Raw genomic sequence first — 20,232 nt, forward strand, 5'->3', positions numbered from 1 at the left:
TCTATATTAGATATTTAAGGCGCACACTTATAAAAGTAGTAATTTTATGCAAAAAAAGAAGAACGATAATCATCGTTCTTCTACAAAACTATTTATACTTCCTCACAGTGTTTTTCAAATGCTTCTTGCAGCTTCATTACAACTTGCATTGGTTCATGTCCTTCGATTTCGTGTCTTTCAACCATTGAAACAAGTTTTCCATCTTTTAAAAGAGCAAATGATGGAGATGATGGCGGATAGTCTGTAAAATACTCACGAGCGCGTGCTGTTGCTTCCTTATCTTGACCAGCAAAAACCGTAACAAGACGCGTTGGACGTTTGTCATAGTGAACAGAGTGAGCTGCTGCTGGACGAGCAATGCCGCCTGCACACCCACAAACAGAATTCACAAGAACAAGAGTTGTTCCTGATTGAGCAAATGTATCTTCGACGTCTTCTGGCGTTGTAAGCTCAGTATATCCTGCGGCTACCGCCTCTTGACGTGCTTGTCTGACAACGTCATTCATAAATAAATTGAAATTCAAATCCATTGTGTGCTGTTCCTCCTTATTGACCGTTTTTCTCTAACGCTTCAAACGAGTCTTTTCTCTTTATCTTAGCAACTTTTATAAAAGAACACAATGAGAATGGTTTAGTCACAGCGTTCATTTTTCGCGGTCTTTTTTTCATAAAGGTGAATAAGCTCATATGCCCCCTCTAGTGCGGTTAAGCTTCCATGCTCTGTTCTTGTTTTAATATCATAAAAATATTTTTTCACTTCTTCATTTTCATAAAAAGAATTCCATAAATACTCTCTCACAAGACTTTCTAACCAAGCATTTGACTGCTTCATTCTATTTTCGTAAAAAAGATGTCTTTCTTTCATGTATGTTTTAAACTCACAAATGATATCCCATATTTCTTCTATTCCTTCATTATCTAATGAAGAGCACGAAACAGCTTTAGGCTCCCATCCATCTTGATTGCTATGCAATAAATGAAGAGAAAGCTCATACTCTTTTCGAGTGAGAAGCGCTTGTTGTTTATTGTTCCCATCCGCTTTATGAACACATAGAAGATCTGCAAGCTCTAAAATTCCTCGTTTCATCTGTTGAAGCTCGTCTCCTCCTCCTGTTAAAACAAGCAGAATAAAAAAATCAACAAGCTCTCGAACTTCTGTCTCGCCTTGCCCAACTCCTACTGTTTCAATAAAAATAACGTCATATCCTGCTGCTTCACATAAAAGGATGCTTTCTCTCGTTTTATAGTGAACGCCACCAAGCTTTCCACCAGATGGAGACGGTCTAATAAACGCTCTCTTGTTTCTTGCTAATTCACTCATTCTTGTTTTATCTCCTAAAATACTTCCTCCTGAAACAGTGCTGCTCGGGTCAACTGCCAATACAGCAACATGATATCCATTGTTACAAAGATATGTTCCAAGTGTTTCAATAAACGTACTTTTTCCTGCGCCAGGAACGCCGCTTACCCCGATTCTAATCGAGTTTCCAGAAAGGTGGTGAATAGCTTTTAGAATAGCTTCGGCTTTTTTTCTATGTTTTGCCGCATTACTTTCTATAAGCGTAATGGTTTGAGCTAAGAGAGCACGATCGCCATTTTTAATTCCTTCTATATATTCACTAACCGTTTTCTTTCTCACCTACTCCCCCTCAATTCTTTTTATAATCTCTTTTAATACGTTCTCAGCAGCTTCTGGAATAACGGTTCCAGGCCCAAAAATAGCAGCTGCTCCTTCTTTATATAAAAAAGCGTAATCTTCCTTCGGAATCACTCCACCTACAATAACAACAATATCTTCCCGTTCTTGTGCTTTTAACTCGCTCATTAATTTGGGAAGTAATGTTGTATGTCCTGCTGCAAGCGAGCTCATTCCGATAACATGAACGTCATTTTCAATTGCTTGACAAGCTGTCTCTTCAGGTGTTTGGAATAGAGGACCAATGTCAACATCAAATCCTAAATCTGCAAAAGCACTGCCAATGACTTTTGCTCCTCTGTCATGTCCGTCTTGCCCCATTTTCGCGATTAAAATGCGTGGTCTTCTTCCTTCTTCTTCGTAAAATAGAGAAGTTTGCTTACGAATATTTGCAATCTTCTCTCTCTCTGAAAATGAGTGGCTATAAACACCGCTGACTGATTTTGTTACAGCTTGAAAACGGCCACTCGTTTTTTCAATAGCGTACGAAATTTCACCGAGCGTTGCTCGCGCTCTAGCAGCCTCAACAGCATGCTCTAGTAAATTTCCCTTTCCTGTTTCGACTGCATTTGTTAAAAGAGAAAGCGTTTCGTTTACCCGTTCTTCATTCCGTTCTCTTCTTAATGTTTGTAGCCTAGCCATCTGCTTTTCTCTTACTTTCGTGTTGTCAATTTTTAAAATTTCAAGCGGCTCTTCGTTTTCATTTTTATACTTATTAACACCAACAATCACTTCTTCACCTGAATCAATTTGGGCTTGACGTCTTGCAGCTCCTTCTTCAATTTTCAGCTTAGGCCATCCTGCTTCAATAGCTTTTAACATTCCGCCAAGTTCATTCATTTCTTTTAGATGCTCTCTCGCGCGCATAATAAGCTCATTTGTTAATTTTTCAACATAGTAAGAACCGCCCCATGGATCAATCACATTTGTGGTTCCTGTCTCTTCTCGGAGATAAAGCTGAGTTGTTCGAGCAATCTCGGCTGAAAAATCAGTTGGAAGCGCAATTGCTTCATCAAGCGCATTTGTGTGAAGAGATTGTGTGCCACCCAAAACCGCAGAAAGAGCTTCAAGACACGTTCTTGCTACATTGTTAAACGGGTCTTGTGCTGTTAAACTCCATCCTGATGTTTGTGAATGTGTCCGGAGCATAAGTGATTTTGGATTTTTCGGCGAAAACGGCTCAATCAGCTCCGTCCATAGAAAACGTGCGGCTCTCATCTTAGCTATCTCCATAAAATAATTCATGCCAATTCCCCAGAAAAAAGACAATCTTGGAGCAAAAGAGTCAATATCAATACCAGCTTCTATTCCTGTTTTAACGTACTCTAAACCATTTGCTAGCGTGTAAGCGAGCTCAACGTCTGCTGGGGCTCCTGCTTCTTGCATATGATATCCTGAAATGCTAATGCTATTAAACTTCGGCATATGTTTAGATGTGTAGGAGAAAATATCCGCAATAATTTTCATTGACATCGTTGGAGGATAAATGTAAGTATTGCGAACCATATACTCTTTTAAAATATCGTTTTGAATTGTACCAGAAAGCTTCGCACGCTCAACTCCCGCTTCCTCAGCAGCTACAATATAAAAAGCCATAACAGGAAGCACCGCACCGTTCATTGTCATCGAAACAGACATCTTATCAAGAGGAATGCCGTCAAATAAGATTTTCATATCCAAAATGGAATCAACCGCAACCCCTGCTTTGCCAACATCACTTTCAACACGAGGATGATCAGAATCATATCCTCGATGTGTTGCAAGATCAAAAGCAATGCTAAGCCCCTTTTGTCCCCCTGCAAGGTTTCGCTTGTAGAAGGCATTGCTTTCCTCAGCTGTGGAATAACCTGCATACTGTCTTATTGTCCAAGGCTTTGTTGTATACATTGTAGGATATGGACCTCTCACATATGGAGACACTCCTGGCGCTGTATGAAGATGTTCAAAGTTCTCTTCCATATACATGTTGTAAATATCAATGTTTTCTACTGTTTTTCTTGTTTTAAGAGATACGGGTAAAAACTTCTCTTCATGTATTAAGAACGGTTTTTTGAAGGAAGGTCTTTTGTACATGCTTCGTCTCCTTTCAACGTTTCTATAAACAAAGCAAGCTTTGATAAAATATCCTCTTCTTTACATAGAAAGGTGCTGGATTTTCGAGGTACTTCATCCAACGCAAAAACAATTCGTTTATCAAACTGGAAAAGAGAAGGAAGATCGAACTGTTGATACAGTTCATTTTTGCCGCATAAAATATAGAAAGGTGAAAAATCTTCTTTTAAAAAGCTTTTTAAATCTTCTACTGTCGATAACATTGCACTTTCCTGCACCGTAAATCCAACAGATGTAAATATTCTAGAAAAAAACGTGATTTCTTCCTGTTCTTTATGAAGAAGTAATAATGTAATGTTTCGTTTAGAAGGTGGTAAAGTAGCTAATATGCTGCTTCTTAGTTTTTCATAAGGAAATGCTCTTCTGTTTTCGTTTGAAATAAAGAGAGGTGGATTTTCCGTTCCATTTATATAATCTGTTGTCCCAACAATCTTAATATTTCCCTTTTGAATTTCCCTTTGTTCTTTTTCATGTATAATTGCTATTTCTCGCTGCCATGTTCCTTTTTTTAACGTATTAGCCATTCCTCCATCTTTTTCGATCGTTTGGAAATGAATCCAAGCTTTTTCGGCAAACTCTGTTGTTAAACTTTCAAGATAATAAGACCCCCCACCTCCGTCTAATACATAGGAAATTCCGGTTTCATAATAAATAATGTGATGAAGGTTAAGAGCCATCCGAACCCCAAGGGGTGAATTTCGCTCATAAGGCTCAATATATAAACTATCAACTCCTCCTAATAGAGCTGAAAGAGATTCTGTTGTTGTACGAAGTAAGTTTGTATAAGTCATATAGGCTGTTTTATTACGAGAAGATGTTTTAGCATGAATATGTGGAAAGATAGAAGTTGGATTAGGAATGTGAAAACATTCTAGAAGATGAATCCAAAGCGCTCGAAACGCCCTGATTTTTGCTATTTCTTGAAAAAATTCGTTACTTATAGAAAAAGTGAATGCTATTTTTTTTGCGGTTTTTTCAGGCGATATTCCGCGTTTGGCAAAAGCATCTATATAATCACATGCAACAGCAATAGCACTTGCAAGTTGCTGAGTAACGGTTGCTCCATCCTGTTCATATGTAGAGGCATCTACAATAAGCAGTTTCCTACTTTCTTCTCTATCAATATAAAAAAGAGGCAAAAGCTCGTCATAAGCTTTCTCTAATGAAAAAGAAGATGAAGCATAATATTCACCAAGCGGGTCGCTCCCAATGATGCCTTTCATTTGTAGGGAAGCGTATTTTTGAAGAAAAGAAGCTAAATTTAAAGAAGGTTGCTTAATAAAAAAATAGGAATCTTTTTTTATTATATTTTCTAGATATGGCGATGCGTTAATGTTTTCATGTAAGTAAAGAAAACGAGCTTCCTCTCCGTCACGTTGATAAGACGAAAAGTCTTCTGGTATGAGTGCAATCCTCCATGGCTGTTCACTATACGGACTAGAACGATGTGTTCTTGTAAAAAGGGATGGAGCCGCTCCCTTCCAGTAAAGTGGTTCAATTTTGATTGAATCAAGGGTCTGTGAACAAATAGACTCCCATTCCCTATCTTTCAATGTTTTTTTAGCTAGTGAAAGCCAAGCACTCTCTAAAACGCTTTCATTTTGCTTCATCACATTTTCCTCCTTCTTTATTCTCTATGATAAAGAAAGATAGCTTATATAAGCTATCTTTCTTGTTTTGAGAACTTTTAGTAAAGAGCTGTCTCGGATGAAATGTTTTCAATAATTTCTTTAATTCGCGCTAGAAACCTTCCGCAAACAAGACCGTCTAAAACACGATGATCTAACGATAAGCAAATGTTTACCATATCGCGAATTGCAATCATATTATTGATTACAACAGGACGCTTAACAATTGTTTCAACTTGTAAAATAGCTGCTTGTGGGTAATTAATAATTCCCATAGACTGAACAGAACCAAATGAACCTGTATTGTTCACTGTAAATGTCCCACCTGTCATATCGTCTGAAGTGAGCTTTCCGCTACGCGTCTTAGCTGCTAACTCACTAATTTCCCGTGCAATGCCTTTAATTGTTTTTTCATCAGCATGTTTAATGACTGGAACATATAAGGCATCATCTGTTGCTACAGCAATCGAAATGTTAACATCTCTTTTTTGGACAATCTTATCTCCTGCCCACATTGAATTCACTTCTGGGAATTCTTTAAGAGCTTGCGCAACAGCTTTTACGAAGAAAGCAAAGAACGTTAAATTGATGCCTTCTTTTTCACGGAAGGAAGCTTTTACGCTCTCACGATAATTAACAAGGTTTGTTGCATCAACTTCAACCATTGTCCAAGCATGAGGTGCTTCATGTTTGCTGCGAACCATATTAGAAGCAATAGCTTTACGAACAGAAGTAAGCGGAATTTCCTTGTCTCCATTGCTAACAGAAACAGGTGTGCTTTCTGTTATTTTAGGTGGTTCAGGTGTTTTCTCGACGTTTGATTCTTGTTTTGGCTTTGTATCAGGTACGGAAGTCTCAGATTTGACACCGCCGCTATTAATGATTTTTGTTATATCTTTACGTGTAATACGGCCACCAGCACCTGTCCCTACAACCTTTGTTAAATCAATATTATGTTCTTGTGAAAGACGCAGAACTGCTGGTGAGTAGCGCGTTTTCGCACTCTCGTCTTTTGGTTTTTCGCTTTCTTTTTCGCTTGGTTTCTCAGCTGTCTCTTCTTTATTCTCAGCTGAAGATCCTTCTACTTCGATATAACAAATAGTTTCGCCAACAGGAATTGTTTCCCCTTCTTTTGCAACAATTTCTGTAATTTTCCCTTCAAAGCTTGAGGGAACTTCTGCTGTTACTTTATCTGTTGTTACTTCTGCAATAGGATCGTATTTTTGAACTGTGTCACCGGCAGAAATAAGCCACGATGAAATGGTTCCTTCTGTGACGCTTTCACCGAGCTGTGGCATCGTCATTTTTTCGATTGCCATTCTTTTCCCTCCTTTTAAAACTCTGCAAGCTCACGCATTGCTTTTTCAATTTTATCTGGATTCATCATAAAGAATTTTTCCATTGTTGGAGCATAAGGCATTGCTGGAACATCTGGTCCTGCTAAACGTTTAATTGGTGCATCAAGATCAAACAAACAATTTTCTGCAATGATAGCCGATACTTCTCCAATAATGCTTCCTTCTAGATTATCCTCTGTTACAAGCAGCACTTTTCCTGTTTTAGAAGCTGCTTCAATAATTGCTTCTTTATCTAATGGGTAAACCGTTCTTAAATCCAAAACATGAACAGAAATACCGTCTGCTGCCAGCTTTTCTGCTGCTTGAAGTGCAAAATGAACGCAAAGGCCATATGTAATGACCGTAATATCTTCTCCTTCACGCTTAACGTCTGCTTTATCAAGTGGCACAACGTACTCTTCTTCTGGAACTTCTCCTTTAATTAAGCGATATGCACGCTTATGCTCTAAAAACAGAACAGGATCATCATCTCTAATAGCAGCTTTTAGCATCCCTTTCACATCATACGGTGTTGAAGGCATGACAATCTTAAGACCAGGCTGATTAGCGAAAACTGCTTCAACAGATTGGGAGTGGTAAAGGGCACCGTGAACACCGCCTCCATAAGGAGCACGAATTGTAATCGGACAATTCCAATCATTGTTAGAGCGATAGCGAATTTTCGCTGCTTCTGAAATAATTTGGTTTACAGCAGGCATAATAAAATCTGCAAACTGCATTTCAGCAATCGGACGCATTCCATACATTGCCGCCCCTATTCCGACCCCTGCAATAGCAGATTCGGCAAGTGGCGTATCCAGTACGCGAGCTTCTCCAAATTTTTCATAAAGACCTTGTGAAGCTTTAAATACGCCTCCTTTTACACCTACATCTTCTCCTAATAAAAATACTTTTTCATCTCTTTCCATCTCTTCTCTCATTGCGGCTGTAATAGCTTCAATATAAGAAATTACCGGCATTTTTCTTCCTCCTCTACTCACCGTATACGTATTTCAAAGCATGCTCTCCATCAGCATATGCTGCTTTTTCAGCATAGTCTGTTGCATCATTTATAATATCCATGATTTCCTTTAGCAGCTCTTCTTCTTTTTCGTCTGTTAGCAGTCCTTCTTCGCGTAAATATGCTGCGAATTTAACAACTGGATCATCTTGTTTTGCTGCTTCAAGCTCTTCTTTTGCACGATAGCTTTTATCATCATCATCACTTGAGTGAGCTGTTAGACGATGTGAAACAGCTTCAATTAGTGTTGGTCCTTCCCCACTTCGTGCCCGATCAGCCGCTCTTTTCGTTGCTTCATAAACGTCAAAAACATCTGTCCCGTCTACTGTATAACCAGGCATTCCGTACCCAGCCGCACGATCAGATACTTTTTCACATCCTAATTGCTTTTCTGTTGGAACAGAAATCGCGTATTTATTATTTTCGCACATTAAAATAACAGGTAACTTATGAACGCCTGCAAAGTTCGCTCCTTCATGAAAGTCTCCTTGATTTGAAGAACCTTCTCCAAATGTTACAAACGATACGAAGTTTTTCCCCTGCATCTTCGCCCCAAGCGCAATTCCTACTGCATGCGGAACCTGAGTTGTTACAGGAGAAGAGCCTGTAACAATACGGTGCTTTTTACTGCCAAAGTGACCAGGCATCTGGCGTCCCCCTGAGTTTGGATCTTCACCTTTTGCAAAGCTTGCAAGCATTAAATCACGAGTTGTCATTCCAAATGCAAGCACAACACCTAAATCACGATAATACGGCAAAATGTAATCTTCTTCCCGATGGAGCGCATACGCCGCTCCGATTTGCGTTGCTTCCTGTCCTTGACATGAAATAACAAACGGAATTTTTCCCGCTCTATTTAATAGCCACATGCGCTCATCGATTTTTCTTGATAAGAGCATTGTTCTGTACATTTCTAAAACATTTTCATCTGTTAAACCAAGTGATTTATGACGATTCTCTGCCATATAACCGCCTCCTTTAAATTAAAAGTGTATTGCTTTACCATCAACGCTAAGCGCTGCTTCACCAAGTACTTCTGATAAACTTGGATGCGGGTGCACCGCATGAGCCATTTCCCATGGTGTTGCATCAAGAACTTTAGCTAAACCTGCTTCTGAAATAAGCTCTGTCACATTTGGACCAATAAGATGAACACCTAATATGTCATCTGTTTCCTTGTCAGCAATGATCTTTGCAAACCCTGATTCTTCTCCTGAGATCAGCGCTTTACCAACTGCTTGAAATGGAAACTTTCCAACTTTAACCTGAAATCCATTTTTAATGGCTTCTTCTTCTGTTAAGCCAACGCTTGCAGCCTGTGGTGAACTGTATACACATCTCGGGATATCTGTCGAACGCATCAGTATAGGTGTTCGTCCAGCAATATGTTCAACTGCTTTTATTCCTTCATGTGATGCAACATGTGCAAGCTGAAGACCACCGATAACATCACCAATCGCGTAAATATGTGATTCTTTCGTTTGATAGTATTCATTTATCATAATAAAACCGCGATCAAGCTCAATGCTTGTATTTTCGATCCCTATTCCTTCTGTATTTGCTTTTCTTCCAACAGATAAAAGAAGTTTTTCACCTTTAAACGTTTGCTTCCCATTACTTGTTTGAGCTTCAATTACAACTTCAGCTTCTTTTTGAAGCGTTTCTGGCAGCACTTCTGCTCCTGTTACAATTTCAACCCCTCTGCTTACTAAAGCACGGTGCATCTCTTTTGATACATCCTCATCTTCTGTTGGGAGAATACGTTCGCTATATTCTACAATTGTGACCGAAACTCCGAAATCACATAACATTGAGGCCCATTCAACTCCAATTACGCCCCCTCCAACAATAATGATGGATGTTGGCAGGTTCTCCATTTTCAGCGCCTCATCTGACGTAATCACTTTTTCTCCGTCCACCTCAAGGTTTGGTAGTGTATTAGGTCTTGAACCTGTTGCTAAGATTACGTTTTTAGGAATGAGTACTTCATTTTCATCTCCGTTTGTAAATTCTACTGAAATAGAACCTGCCATTGGCGAGAAGATGGACGGTCCAAGCATGCGACCTGTTCCTTCATACACGTCGATTTTCCCTTTTTTCATCAAATATTGAACACCGCTATAAAGCTTTTCTACAATTTGTTCTTTTCGCTGTTGAACTTTTGAAAAGTCAAGCTCCACTTGTGATGAAAGGATTCCATAATCTTCGCTATGTTTAGCTGTTTGAAAGACTTCTGCACTTTTTAAAAGCGCTTTGCTTGGAATACACCCTGCATGAAGGCATGTTCCTCCAAGTTTATTTTTTTCTACAATTGCCGTTGATAAGCCAAGCTGTGACGCGCGAATGGCTGCTACATACCCACCTGTTCCGCCTCCGACAATGACCACATCGTACTCTTTTGACAACGTAGTTCACCTTCTTTTTGAAAAATTTGTATTCACTTCTATTTCTTTTGGATATTTTTTTGCCCGTTCTTCTCCTCGAAGCACTCGAAGCGCGCCTTCTGTTAAGGCTTGAAGTTCGTTTTCACCAGGATACACACTAACGTCTGCTATCCAGCTTATTCGTTCTGTAATATCAGCTACAAGCTCTTTTCCATATGCGAGTCCGCCTGTTAATAAAATGGCATCCACTTTCCCTTTAAGTACAGTGCTTGCAGACCCGATTTCTTTTGCAACTCCATAGCTCATAGCTTCAAAAATTAAGCGAGCTTTCTCATTTCCTTGTCGAATCATCTCTATCACTTTTACTGCATCATTTGTTCCAAGATGGCCATAAAGTCCACCTTGACCAACAAGCATTTTCATCACTTCTTCACGGTAGTACTCTCCTGAAAAACAAATGCGAACTAAATCTCCAGCAGGAACCGTTCCTGCGCGCTCTGGACTAAATGGACCATCTCCGTGAAGACCATTATTTACGTCAACGACTTTTCCGTGGTTGTGTGCTCCAACGGTAATTCCTCCACCCATATGAGCAATAATTAAGTTAAGATCTTCATACTTTTTATGAACCGTTTTGGCATATCTTCTTGCTACTGCTTTTTGGTTCAAAGCGTGAAAAATACTTGTTCGTTCAATGCCAGGAAGTCCTGAAACACGTGCTAGATCACTTAGTTCATCAACTACAACTGGATCTACAATATAAGCCTTAATATTTAGTGACTGAGCAATGTGGTGAGCAATAATGCCTCCTAAATTTGAAGCATGCTGTCCTGCATACCCTACTTTCAAATCTTCTAGCATTGCTTCATTAACGGTATACGTACCGCCTTCAATAGGACGTAATAAGCCACCACGTGCACAAACGGCATCAATTCTTGATAAGTTAATTCCTTCTCTATGAAGAAGCTCAACAATCTTTTGTTTTCTGAAATCATACTGATCATTGATTGTCTCAAAAGGAGCTAATTCTTCTTGATTATGTCGAATCGTTTCTTCAAAAAGCGGTACTTCATCGTGAAACACCCCGATTTTCGTTGATGTTGAACCAGGATTGATAACAAGTATTCGATACATAAATTGTGACAAAGCAGATCCCCCTTATTGTAAAGTGACGCTCAAATAAGCTATGTAATATTCTCCTCTCCCAATGAGAAAGAGGGGATAAGGCCGTCACCATCTCCCCCCTAATTTTCTACATTCTGGAGCGACGCGTTAATATATGATGTTCATTTTGTAGAAATTGGCTTCGTGAATTTCTCATTCGAGCAATTCGCTCCTCTGCTAAGCGATCTGCTGCTTTGTATGAAGGGATGTTATCTCGCTCTGCGATTAATAATACTCTTTCAATGTTGTCATAGACGCCTTCTACTTTTTTTAAAGCACGCTCTCTGTTATAGCCTTCTAGTTCATCTGCAACATTGATAACTCCTCCTGCATTAATAACATAGTCAGGAGCATAAATGATTCCCATTGTATGAAGAACATCTCCGTGTCGAGACTCTTTGAGCTGATTGTTAGCAGCGCCTGCAATAACTTTTGCTTTTAATTTGGGAATTGTTTGATCATTAAGCGTTGCACCTAACGCACAAGGAGCGTAAATATCGCATTCTACACTATAAATGTCGTCTATTTCAACAGCTTTTGCCTGAAACTCTTCCACAACACGTTTTACAGCCTCTTTATTTAAATCTGTCACGATAAGCTTTGCACCTTCATGATGAAGATGTTTACAAAGATGATAAGCCACATTGCCAACACCTTGAACGGCAACTGTTTTTCCTGCCAAACTATCGCTTCCATATGCTGCTTTCACTGCCGCTTTCATTCCTTTATAAACTCCGTATGCCGTAACAGGAGAAGGGTTACCAGAGGAACCGAACGCGGGAGAAATGCCTGTGACATAGTTTGTTTCTTGATAGATAATATCCATATCTTCTACTGTTGTGCCAACATCTTCTGCTGTAATATAGCGACCATTAAGCCCTTGAATGTAGCGACCAAATGCTCGAAACATTTCCTCATTTTTATCCTTTTTTGGATCTCCAATAATAACAGTCTTGCCTCCACCTAGATTCAAGCCTGCTGCTGCATTTTTATATGTCATTCCTCTCGCTAATCGGAGCGCATCTTCTATCGCATCTTCTTCAGAAGCGTACGTCCACATTCTTGTCCCCCCTAATGCTGGACCAAGTGTTGTATCGTGAATTGCAATAACAGCTTTTAAGCCAGACTGCTTATCTTGACAGATAACAAGCTGTTCATAATCATACTTCTCCATATAGCTGAAGATTCCCATCATGTTTCCTCCCTGCTTTCATGTTGTGAAATACAAATGGCTAAGGCTAGGGAATGAAGTTTGCTCTCGGCTGAATCTGCTCTAGATGTTAAAACAATAGGAGCTTTTGCTCCAGCGATAATCGCGCCAACTCTTGCTTTAGCGAAATAGATAAGTGATTTGTATAAAATATTCCCTGACTCGATGTTTGGAGCCAGTAAAATATCGGCACGACCGGCCACCTTTCCACCAATCCCTTTATGCTCTGCAGCATAAGGCGAAATAGCATTGTCAAGTGCAAAGGGACCTTCAACAAAACAATTTGTTTCCTGTTGAAACATTTCTACAAGCTCTTTTGCGTGAAGGGTTGCGGGCATGTTTTGGTTCACAACTTCAACACTTGCTAAAACAGCTACCTTTGGATAATCCAAACCGATCGCATGAGCTACAGAAACTGCATTTTTAATGATTTGACTTTTTTCCGAAACAGTTGGGGCAATATTCATTGCCGCATCTGTAATAATGATTGGTCGTTCATATATCGGCACTTCAAACAAAGCAACATGAGACAATACTCGACTTGTTCGCAAGCCAAACTGTTTATCTAAAGCTGCTTTCAAAATGGTTTTAGTAGGGAGATTTCCCTTCATTAAAACATCTGCTGTCTTGTTGTGAACAGCTTTAACAGCTTTATAAGCTGCTTCTTCAGGAGATGTTGCTGAAATAATATTAATCGCTTTGTTGTTCAAAAGATCAGAATCTACACGCTCTATCAAAGAAAGAAGTTTTTTTTCATCGCCATAGAGTTGAAAATGAGCCACTTCATTCTTGTTTGCTTCGCGTACAGCTTTGATAACTTCCATATCTTCCGCAGCAGCTACTGCTACTGTTACTCTATTTTCTTTTGCTTGGGCAATCAGCCTTGTGAGAGTACTCATAAAATAACCTTTACCTTTCGTTTAAAGTTTTAACAAAGTGAAGATTTCTCAACCAGAAAGTTGCAAACTTACTTTGTTTTTTACGAGATACGAGCAAATTTGCTCTACTCTCTATACTTATGCAAAAAGCGTGCCAGCACTATATGTATGAAATATCACTCGTTGAAAAAGAAAAAACATGCAATAAATTGCAGGTTGAGCAATTTACTGCATGCAAATTATAACATGAATTTTATTTTTGTGTAGAATTTAGAGCTGATATTTTTCTAGTTTATAGTAAAAAGAGCGAATGGAGATGCCAAGTTGCTTTGCTGTTTTTGTTCTGCTTCCTTTATTTTCTGCTAAGGCTTGGGCTAAAATTTTCTTTTCATGCTCTTCTAAAAGAACGGCTAACGACTTATCTGTTGCTACTTTCTTTTCATCGTTCGAAGCTACCTTTTTCTTTCTTTCAAGAGTCGGAATATGTTCAACATCTATCAATTGTTCATTCATTTCCATGTAAATAATTGCTCTTCCTAACACATTTTCAAGCTCACGAACATTACCTGGCCAATCATACGATTGCAAATAAGCTAGCGTTCTATCTGTAATTCCTTCTACATTGCGTCCATAATCAGCATTAATTTTTCGAATTAAGTGATCACAAAGTTCTTTAATATCTTTTTTGCGATCGCGTAAAGGAGGAATTTGAATCGGAATTTGGCTTAAACGATAATATAAATCTTCGCGTATTTTACCTTCTGTAATACCTCGTTCAAGATTGACATTTGTAGCTGCAATAACCCTTACGTCAATTGGTTTTGGCACAGTACTGCCAACACGGATGATTTCACTATCTTGTAGAACACGTAAAAGCTTTGCTTGCGTATTTGCTGAAAGTTCCCCAATTTCGTCTAGAAAGATACTTCCGTTATGAGCTTCTTCAAAAAGCCCTCTCTTTCCCCCTCTCTTTGCACCTGAAAATGCTCCTTCTTCATAACCAAAAAGTTCACTTTCAAGTAAAGATTCGGGGATAGCCGCACAGTTCACTCTAACAAATTTGTTATATTTTCGGTCACTTTCATTATGAATAGCATGCGCAAAAAGTTCTTTTCCCGTTCCAGATTCTCCTCTTAGAAGCACTGTAGCAGGCGTCTTTGCCGCTAACTTTGCCTGCTGAATTGAGAGCATGAATGCTTCTGATGAACCAATGATATCTTCAAATGCATATTTCGCTTCAAGCGTACGAATGATTTGGCGTGCTCTTTTCAAAGCATTCGTTAACTCTGTAATTTCAGATACATCATGGATAACACCAACGCTTCCTTTTAAAATTCCGTCTACAATAACTGGTGCCACGTTCACGAAAACATCACGCTTATGTGGACCAACTTTCATCCGAACGCGGCGGACAGGACGACGTGTTTTAAGCACTTTCATATGCATGCTTTCCCCTTCTGAAATATCTGCCGTTGCCGGAAGGCCGATTACATCTTCTTCTTTTAATCCTGTCATCTTTGTATATGCTTTATTAATTAAAATACCGTGTCCTTTCTCATCCACAACAGAGATTGCTTCTTCAGAAGATTGGATAATTGCTTGAAGCATTGTTTGAAGCTCTTTTACATTTGTAAGCTCTTCTGCTAAATGAGCAACATCTGTCACATCTTTAAAAATTGAAAAAGCTCCGTAAAGATGTCCTTTCTCATCCACAAGAGGAACGCGTGATGTGATGATATTTCTCCCGTTATCAAGAGTGAATTTTTGATCTTTATCAACTCGCCTTGTATGAAGAGTTTCAATAAGCTCACTTGATGGCATTGTTTCATGAATATGCTTACCAACAACGTCCTTTGCTTTTAAATTGGTCATATGCTCTGCACTTTCATTTAAAAGAGTTACAATCCCTTTTTCATCAATCGCGATCATTCCGTCATGTGTTGCATTAAAAATGAGCTCTTGTTTATATGATTCTTGCTGCAGAGTTTCAATAAGTTCTTCCTTATCCTCAAGCAGAGAAGCAATAATGAAAGCAACTGTTCCTGGAATAAGAACAGTATGATTGTGTTTTTTTGCTCGTATTTTTTGAAATACGTTCTCATCTCCTGTTGTATCAATAACAATATCAACAGCCTCTGTTAAAAAAGAACTCCATTCTCTTCCTGTTGAGATTCGTTCCTTTTGTGCGAGTAACACCCCCTCTGCCCATTCGTTATAGTCAATCATTCCGATTACTTTAAATGAATCGGACTGGAGAAGCAATTTAAGAAGAGAAGTCCCTCCTTTTCCACCTCCAACAATTAATACATTTTGCATTAACATCACCTTATCGTTTATAAAAGTCGTTTTACTTTTTTCTAAAAAAGGATAAGCAAATCAAAAACTCGAATATATTTATATCGACGCCTTTAAGGAAAGGAGCATACTTTATATGATTCGTATTATTGCTTTGCTTGTTATGGTTATCCCAGGGGTTATTGCTGCATTTGGGATTAAATTGATGCGAGATATGCTTTTTGGTCAAACTGTCGAACCTTTTACTTCCCTTCCACTGCAATTTTTCATAGGCTTTATTCTATTTGCAAGCGGCCTAAGCTTTGTAGCAGGGTTTGTTCTTTATCGCGATCGGAAACGAAAAAAAGTTCAGCGCCGCTTCCAACGGCCTTGGAAGTAGATGAACAAAAAAGGCGGGAAACAGCCGCCTTTTAGTCGTTATTTCAATAACTCAATAGCCCTTTTAGGATAATCTGTCACAATTGCATCACATCCAGCTTTTTTCATTTCTAGCATTTCCTCTTTTTTATTCACTGTGTAAGGACGGACTTTAAGACCTTCTTTATGAGCTGCTTTAACAACAACCTCTGTAACGTTCCTACTATTTGGATGAAGACCATCACTTCCTAGATGTTTTGCATAGTGCCACGGTTCAAAAAGTTTATGGGAATACAAAACAGCTGTTTCAAAACGAGAGTCATAGCTAAGTACGCGTGCCAAACTATTATGATTAAAAGAAGAAAAAACAATTCGATCTTTCAATCCATATTGATGAACTAAATCAATCACTTTCCACTCCAAAAGCGGATATTCGATAACATTATTTTTTAATTCAATATTTATAAAAAACGTTTCTTCCTTTGCCCATTCAAACACTTCAGGCAATGATGGAACCATACATTTATTATGCTCTTTAAACTTATATTTTGCATTTAACTTGCGAATATCTTTGTAAGTGAGTTCTCCTATGTATCCTTTGCCATCTGTTGTTCTGTCTACTGTTTCATCATGAATAACAATAATTTCTCCGTCTTTTGAAAGATGAACATCAAGTTCAATTCCACTTGCACCTTCTTCAATTGCTCGTTGAAATGAAACCATTGTATTCTCAGGACATGTTCCTGCTGCACCACGGTGGCCGATAATTTCCATACTTCTCACTCCCTTAAGTTTTTGCATATTCTGTACGCTTTTACTTTACATGATTTTCAGTAAATGTTCTACTGCTAGAATCATTCCTTTCCTTTTTCGCTCACACAAAAAAGCTAACCACAAGTAAGTGGTTAGCTTTTTTCATTAGTTATAGAAAGAAACTCGTTCTGCTAATGGTTTGAACGTTTTCTCACCTGGTGCGCTAGTTGACTTCCCAAACGGCATTTGGGCAATCAATTTACAATTTCCTTGTACATTCCACTCATTCTTCACTTCTTCATCAATCAATGGGTTGTAATGTTGAAGAGATGCGCCGTATCCCTCTACTTCCAGTGCTGTCCAAATAACGTGTTGCAACATTCCACTTGATTGTAAAGACCAGAGTGGAAAGTTTTCTGCATATGATGGGAACTGTTCCTGAAGTGATTGGACAACATCCATATTTTCAAAAAACAGCACAGTCCCATAACCGCTTTTAAAGCCATTCATTTTATTTTCTGTTTCGCTAAAAGCATCTTCTGGCACAATTTTACGAAGCGTTTCTGTTGTAATATCCCAAAGTTTTTTATGGCTTTCCCCTGTTAATACGACAACAGATGCACTTTGCGAATTAAAAGAAGATGGTGTATGTTTTACAGCATGTTCCATAACTTCTTTCAATCTTTCATCTGAGATAACTTGCTCATTGCTAATCCCATAAATTGAACGTCGACTTTCTACAGCCTCATAAAAGTTAGTTCCTTTTGTTTCTTCTTGTTCACTTCCGAACACTTTTTGTAAAAATCCCATCGTTTCTCCTCCTTATATCAGAAAACTAATTTTATTTTATTTCCACTCTCGTTTTCGACTGTAAATACATCATCTTGTTCTTTTACATGGAACCCAAGAGAAATTAATCTTTCAATCGCTTTGTCTCTTTGCTCTTTCGTATCGTAAAAAAGAGCAAATGATTTTAAACCTACATGTTCAGGTTTTGGATTTTTAGCATCCTTACCTGCCCAAACGTTAACTCCAATATGATGATGATAACGATGAAAAGAAAGAAAAAGCGCATGCCCTCCGTAATTCGTTACAATATCAAGACCTAAACCTTCTTTATAAAACTTCTCTGCTTCTTCAAGACTACGAACATGAAGATGGATATGTCCAATAAGAGTTTTATGCGGGAGACCTTTCCACTCTTCATCCTTTGGAAGCTCATTTAAAAGATTGTGTCCATCAAGTGGTTTTGTATCCATAACAACTTCATTATTTTGCCACTTCCATGTTGATGAATCACGATCAGCATATACTTCAATTCCGTTTCCATCTGGATCTGATAAATAAAGTGCTTCACTTACGAGGTGATCAGATGCGCCAAGCTCAATGCCTTGCTTCAAAAAGTGCTTCAGAATGGAAGCTAAGTACATCCGCTCTGGTAATAAAATAGCAAAGTGATAAAGTCCTGTTGTTTTTCCTTGCTTTGGACTATAGTGTTCAAGCTCTTTTAAAGAAAGCAAACTTGTTTCACCATCTGCTGTCAGAAAAGCTTCTTTCTCCGTTTTTTCTAATACAGAAAAGCCAATCACTTTTTTATAGAAAGAAAGGGATCGTTCTAAATTTTCAACTTTAAGTTCCACATGTTGAATTGGATAGCGTTGAAATTTCATCTTTATTTTTCCTTCTTTGCCCACAAATTTTCAAGTGAATATGCTGTGTTTTTAACAATTGCTAGATGAACAGCCATAACAAGTAACGCTAGGTCAACTTCATATCCACCAACAAAGCCTGCTGATAGCTTAACTTTTAGAATAGCTCCTGCTAAAACGAAGAAGAACAAAGCTGCAATAATACGGGTTCCAACACCTAAAACCATAAGGATTCCACCAATTAGTTCAATTGTTGCTACAACGTAAGCAGAGAATCCTGGAAAACCGACACTTTCAAAGAAAGCGACCGTATTTTCAATTCCTCCCTGAAATTTTTGAAGTCCATGAATAAAAAATGTAATTCCTAAAAACACACGTAAAAGTGCTGAACCTACTCTATATCCTGTCATTATACTTTCTCCTTTTCTCTGTTTGTTAGTAGCTTACTTTATGTAAGCTATTATATTTTCGATATTAATTTATGTCAAGTAACTTTCTGAGTCAAAATCATTTAATTATTCACTTTAATGATTATAATAGAAAGTAGGGAGTGATACATTTGGATAGATCATTAATTTGCCCACGTTTCGAAAAAGCTATGAGCATATTAAGTCAAAGATGGACTGGATTAGTTATTTATCAACTTCTAACAGGTCCACAGCGCTTTTGTCATATTGAATCATCCATTGGAATTAGTGGTCGCGTGCTGTCTGAACGCTTAAAAGATCTTGAACATGAAGGAATTGTAAAGCGCGAAGTGTTTCCTGAGACACCCGTGAGAATTGAATATTCCTTAACGGAAAAAGGAGCAGCACTAGAACCACTCATGAATGAAATTGAGAAGTGGTCACAGAACTGGTTAGAAGCGCAAAACTAAATGACAAAAAAGACCAATGAATAATCATTGGTCTTTTTTTGCAGAAAAAAAAGTCTAACCCTTTCAACTGGCCTTATGCTCAAGGCGTAATTTATCCGCTACCATTGCGATAAATTCGCTACACTTTGGTTTTTACTTACACACAAAGGTTATTGAACATTAATATATCAATATCAAATTTAGTATTTTCACTTAAATGACCAATAATTTATTGGTTCATCTCTAAAATTCATTGAGCTTTTTCTAATTCTATTTTAGCATCTTCATACTGGAAGAGATAGCCCCCTACAGGAAAATTTTTGGTGGGTTTAGTAATTTCTCCAGTTTTAAGACTTCTTCCGCACCAACCATAAGAACAAATTCCATTTTCAGCAGCATAAACTCCTGCTTCTCTTGCACTTCTAAAGATTCTAATTAATACTTCATCCTTATACATAGATACTTTTTTCGCGAGGGGTCTGGCATGATTTTGTTTTATACGCTCTTTTGTTTCTTTCGTTCTCTTTTTACCTTTTAGAACTTCAGAAAGTTTACGTTTAGTGTTTTCAGTAGCTTTTCTTCCTATATAAGTGTTGAATCGACATTGTCCCTCTTTTTTATATTTCTTTGTAAGTTCTTCTTCATATATATACGCTTCTTTTTCATACTGAAAGTATTTAACAACAATGTAATCCAGTTGTCCTTCTTTCATTAATTCTATATGTTCTTCTCCCCTACTATTGTAGTCTCTATAACGTTGATTGGAACCCTTTCCGCAATATACTACTTCTCCTGTTAATTTGTGTTTATGAATATAAACATAGTACATAAAAATCACCTCTTAATACTTATATCTAGTAAAAACCATATGTAAAGCGCTAAAACATTTTAT

19 protein-coding genes and 1 pseudogene are annotated in these 20,232 nt (G+C 38.1%); 2 read left to right on the forward strand and 18 right to left on the reverse strand.

The window, feature by feature from the left end; genetic code table 11:
- Positions 1 to 92: 92 nt before the first annotated feature.
- The 12 genes from MOC86_RS12840 to MOC86_RS12895 all read right to left on the reverse strand — a co-directional run bounded on the left by MOC86_RS12840 (position 93) and on the right by MOC86_RS12895 (position 15,746).
- Positions 93 to 530 carry a BrxA/BrxB family bacilliredoxin gene (locus MOC86_RS12840; RefSeq protein WP_061801918.1) on the reverse strand — a complete coding sequence of 146 codons (438 nt, stop codon included), beginning with the start codon at positions 528 to 530 and terminating at the stop codon, positions 93 to 95.
- 101 nt (positions 531 to 631) lie between these two features.
- Positions 632 to 1,639 (reverse strand): methylmalonyl Co-A mutase-associated GTPase MeaB, encoded by a 1,008-nt coding sequence (gene meaB, locus MOC86_RS12845; RefSeq protein ID WP_268584533.1) that lies wholly within the window; start codon positions 1,637 to 1,639, stop codon positions 632 to 634.
- Entirely contained in the window at positions 1,640 to 3,769 is a 2,130-nt protein-coding gene (gene scpA, locus MOC86_RS12850) for a methylmalonyl-CoA mutase (protein WP_268584534.1), read from the reverse strand.
- Entirely contained in the window at positions 3,733 to 5,418 is a 1,686-nt protein-coding gene (locus MOC86_RS12855) for a methylmalonyl-CoA mutase family protein (protein WP_268584535.1), read from the reverse strand. Before MOC86_RS12855 ends, scpA begins: the two co-directional genes overlap by 37 nt.
- A 77-nt stretch (positions 5,419 to 5,495) precedes the next feature.
- Positions 5,496 to 6,755 carry a dihydrolipoamide acetyltransferase family protein gene (locus MOC86_RS12860; RefSeq protein ID WP_268584536.1) on the reverse strand — a complete coding sequence of 420 codons (1,260 nt, stop codon included), beginning with the start codon at positions 6,753 to 6,755 and terminating at the stop codon, positions 5,496 to 5,498.
- A 14-nt stretch (positions 6,756 to 6,769) separates the two neighbouring features.
- Entirely contained in the window at positions 6,770 to 7,753 is a 984-nt protein-coding gene (locus MOC86_RS12865) for an alpha-ketoacid dehydrogenase subunit beta (RefSeq protein WP_019391564.1), read from the reverse strand.
- Between the two features lie 13 nt (positions 7,754 to 7,766).
- Positions 7,767 to 8,759, reverse strand: coding sequence for a thiamine pyrophosphate-dependent dehydrogenase E1 component subunit alpha (locus MOC86_RS12870; RefSeq protein WP_268584537.1), 993 nt, complete (start codon positions 8,757 to 8,759; stop codon positions 7,767 to 7,769).
- An 18-nt stretch (positions 8,760 to 8,777) separates the two neighbouring features.
- On the reverse strand, positions 8,778 to 10,199 hold the full coding sequence (lpdA, locus tag MOC86_RS12875) for a dihydrolipoyl dehydrogenase (RefSeq protein WP_268584538.1): 1,422 nt from the start codon (positions 10,197 to 10,199) through the stop codon (positions 8,778 to 8,780).
- Between the two features lie 6 nt (positions 10,200 to 10,205).
- The gene (buk, locus tag MOC86_RS12880) at positions 10,206 to 11,312 is read right to left on the reverse strand and encodes a butyrate kinase (protein ID WP_419146639.1); all 1,107 of its coding nucleotides are present in this window, start codon (positions 11,310 to 11,312) and stop codon (positions 10,206 to 10,208) included.
- 118 nt (positions 11,313 to 11,430) lie between these two features.
- On the reverse strand, positions 11,431 to 12,534 hold the full coding sequence (bcd, locus tag MOC86_RS12885) for a branched-chain amino acid dehydrogenase (RefSeq protein WP_268584540.1): 1,104 nt from the start codon (positions 12,532 to 12,534) through the stop codon (positions 11,431 to 11,433).
- Positions 12,534 to 13,451, reverse strand: coding sequence for a phosphate butyryltransferase (gene yqiS, locus MOC86_RS12890; RefSeq protein ID WP_268584541.1), 918 nt, complete (start codon positions 13,449 to 13,451; stop codon positions 12,534 to 12,536). The genes bcd and yqiS overlap by 1 nt, the downstream gene beginning before the upstream one ends.
- 249 nt (positions 13,452 to 13,700) lie before the next feature.
- A complete protein-coding gene (locus tag MOC86_RS12895; RefSeq protein ID WP_268584542.1) occupies positions 13,701 to 15,746 on the reverse strand; it encodes a sigma-54 interaction domain-containing protein in 2,046 nt (681 codons plus the stop codon).
- A gap of 115 nt (positions 15,747 to 15,861) precedes the next feature.
- Between MOC86_RS12895 and MOC86_RS12900 the strand changes: the two genes are divergently transcribed.
- Positions 15,862 to 16,104 carry a DUF2627 domain-containing protein gene (locus MOC86_RS12900; protein ID WP_019391557.1) on the forward strand — a complete coding sequence of 81 codons (243 nt, stop codon included), beginning with the start codon at positions 15,862 to 15,864 and terminating at the stop codon, positions 16,102 to 16,104.
- Positions 16,105 to 16,142: 38 nt separating this feature from the next.
- Here the strand turns inward: MOC86_RS12900 and MOC86_RS12905 are convergent, their stop codons facing one another.
- The 4 genes from MOC86_RS12905 to MOC86_RS12920 all read right to left on the reverse strand — a co-directional run bounded on the left by MOC86_RS12905 (position 16,143) and on the right by MOC86_RS12920 (position 18,894).
- Positions 16,143 to 16,856, reverse strand: a complete 714-nt coding sequence (locus MOC86_RS12905) for a glycerophosphodiester phosphodiesterase (RefSeq protein ID WP_061801930.1) — start codon at positions 16,854 to 16,856, stop codon at positions 16,143 to 16,145.
- Positions 16,857 to 17,000: 144 nt separating this feature from the next.
- Positions 17,001 to 17,645, reverse strand: coding sequence for a nitroreductase family protein (locus MOC86_RS12910; protein ID WP_268584543.1), 645 nt, complete (start codon positions 17,643 to 17,645; stop codon positions 17,001 to 17,003).
- A gap of 17 nt (positions 17,646 to 17,662) precedes the next feature.
- Positions 17,663 to 18,505: a VOC family protein gene (locus MOC86_RS12915; RefSeq protein WP_268584544.1), complete on the reverse strand. Its 843-nt coding sequence runs from the start codon at positions 18,503 to 18,505 to the stop codon at positions 17,663 to 17,665.
- A 2-nt stretch (positions 18,506 to 18,507) separates the two neighbouring features.
- Positions 18,508 to 18,894 (reverse strand): DoxX family protein, encoded by a 387-nt coding sequence (locus tag MOC86_RS12920; RefSeq protein ID WP_268584545.1) that lies wholly within the window; start codon positions 18,892 to 18,894, stop codon positions 18,508 to 18,510.
- 149 nt (positions 18,895 to 19,043) lie between these two features.
- Between MOC86_RS12920 and MOC86_RS12925 the strand changes: the two genes are divergently transcribed.
- Positions 19,044 to 19,361, forward strand: coding sequence for a winged helix-turn-helix transcriptional regulator (locus MOC86_RS12925; protein ID WP_019391552.1), 318 nt, complete (start codon positions 19,044 to 19,046; stop codon positions 19,359 to 19,361).
- A gap of 63 nt (positions 19,362 to 19,424) precedes the next feature.
- Here the strand turns inward: MOC86_RS12925 and MOC86_RS27495 are convergent.
- Both MOC86_RS27495 and MOC86_RS12930 read right to left on the reverse strand, forming a co-directional pair.
- Positions 19,425 to 19,493 (reverse strand): annotated as a pseudogene (locus MOC86_RS27495) (stage 0 sporulation protein A); the annotation flags it as partial.
- 97 nt (positions 19,494 to 19,590) lie between these two features.
- On the reverse strand, positions 19,591 to 20,169 hold the full coding sequence (locus MOC86_RS12930; protein ID WP_268584546.1) for a hypothetical protein: 579 nt from the start codon (positions 20,167 to 20,169) through the stop codon (positions 19,591 to 19,593).
- Positions 20,170 to 20,232: the final 63 nt, after the last annotated feature.

Origin of the sequence: Priestia endophytica (assembly GCF_026790145.1) — a bacterium.
Taxonomy (GTDB): domain Bacteria; phylum Bacillota; class Bacilli; order Bacillales; family Bacillaceae_H; genus Bacillus_I; species Bacillus_I endophytica_A.

Bases quoted from the DNA above. Each gene is read 5' to 3' on its own strand.
- MOC86_RS12865 (WP_019391564.1), bottom strand. From the start codon at position 7,753: ATGCCGGTAATTTCTTATATTGAAGCTATTACAGCCGCAATGAGAGAA.
- MOC86_RS12860 (WP_268584536.1), bottom strand. From the start codon at position 6,755: ATGGCAATCGAAAAAATGACGATGCCACAGCTCGGTGAAAGCGTCACA.
- buk (WP_419146639.1), bottom strand. From the start codon at position 11,312: ATGTATCGAATACTTGTTATCAATCCTGGTTCAACATCAACGAAAATC.
- MOC86_RS12910 (WP_268584543.1), bottom strand. From the start codon at position 17,645: ATGGGATTTTTACAAAAAGTGTTCGGAAGTGAACAAGAAGAAACAAAA.
- scpA (WP_268584534.1), bottom strand. From the start codon at position 3,769: ATGTACAAAAGACCTTCCTTCAAAAAACCGTTCTTAATACATGAAGAG.
- bcd (WP_268584540.1), bottom strand. From the start codon at position 12,534: ATGGGAATCTTCAGCTATATGGAGAAGTATGATTATGAACAGCTTGTT.
- MOC86_RS12915 (WP_268584544.1), bottom strand. From the start codon at position 18,505: ATGAAATTTCAACGCTATCCAATTCAACATGTGGAACTTAAAGTTGAA.
- MOC86_RS12905 (WP_061801930.1), bottom strand. From the start codon at position 16,856: ATGGAAATTATCGGCCACCGTGGTGCAGCAGGAACATGTCCTGAGAAT.
- MOC86_RS12930 (WP_268584546.1), bottom strand. From the start codon at position 20,169: ATGTACTATGTTTATATTCATAAACACAAATTAACAGGAGAAGTAGTA.
- MOC86_RS12840 (WP_061801918.1), bottom strand. From the start codon at position 530: ATGGATTTGAATTTCAATTTATTTATGAATGACGTTGTCAGACAAGCA.
- MOC86_RS12920 (WP_268584545.1), bottom strand. From the start codon at position 18,894: ATGACAGGATATAGAGTAGGTTCAGCACTTTTACGTGTGTTTTTAGGA.
- MOC86_RS12855 (WP_268584535.1), bottom strand. From the start codon at position 5,418: ATGAAGCAAAATGAAAGCGTTTTAGAGAGTGCTTGGCTTTCACTAGCT.
- MOC86_RS12870 (WP_268584537.1), bottom strand. From the start codon at position 8,759: ATGGCAGAGAATCGTCATAAATCACTTGGTTTAACAGATGAAAATGTT.
- MOC86_RS12895 (WP_268584542.1), bottom strand. From the start codon at position 15,746: ATGCAAAATGTATTAATTGTTGGAGGTGGAAAAGGAGGGACTTCTCTT.
- yqiS (WP_268584541.1), bottom strand. From the start codon at position 13,451: ATGAGTACTCTCACAAGGCTGATTGCCCAAGCAAAAGAAAATAGAGTA.
- MOC86_RS12900 (WP_019391557.1), top strand. From the start codon at position 15,862: ATGATTCGTATTATTGCTTTGCTTGTTATGGTTATCCCAGGGGTTATT.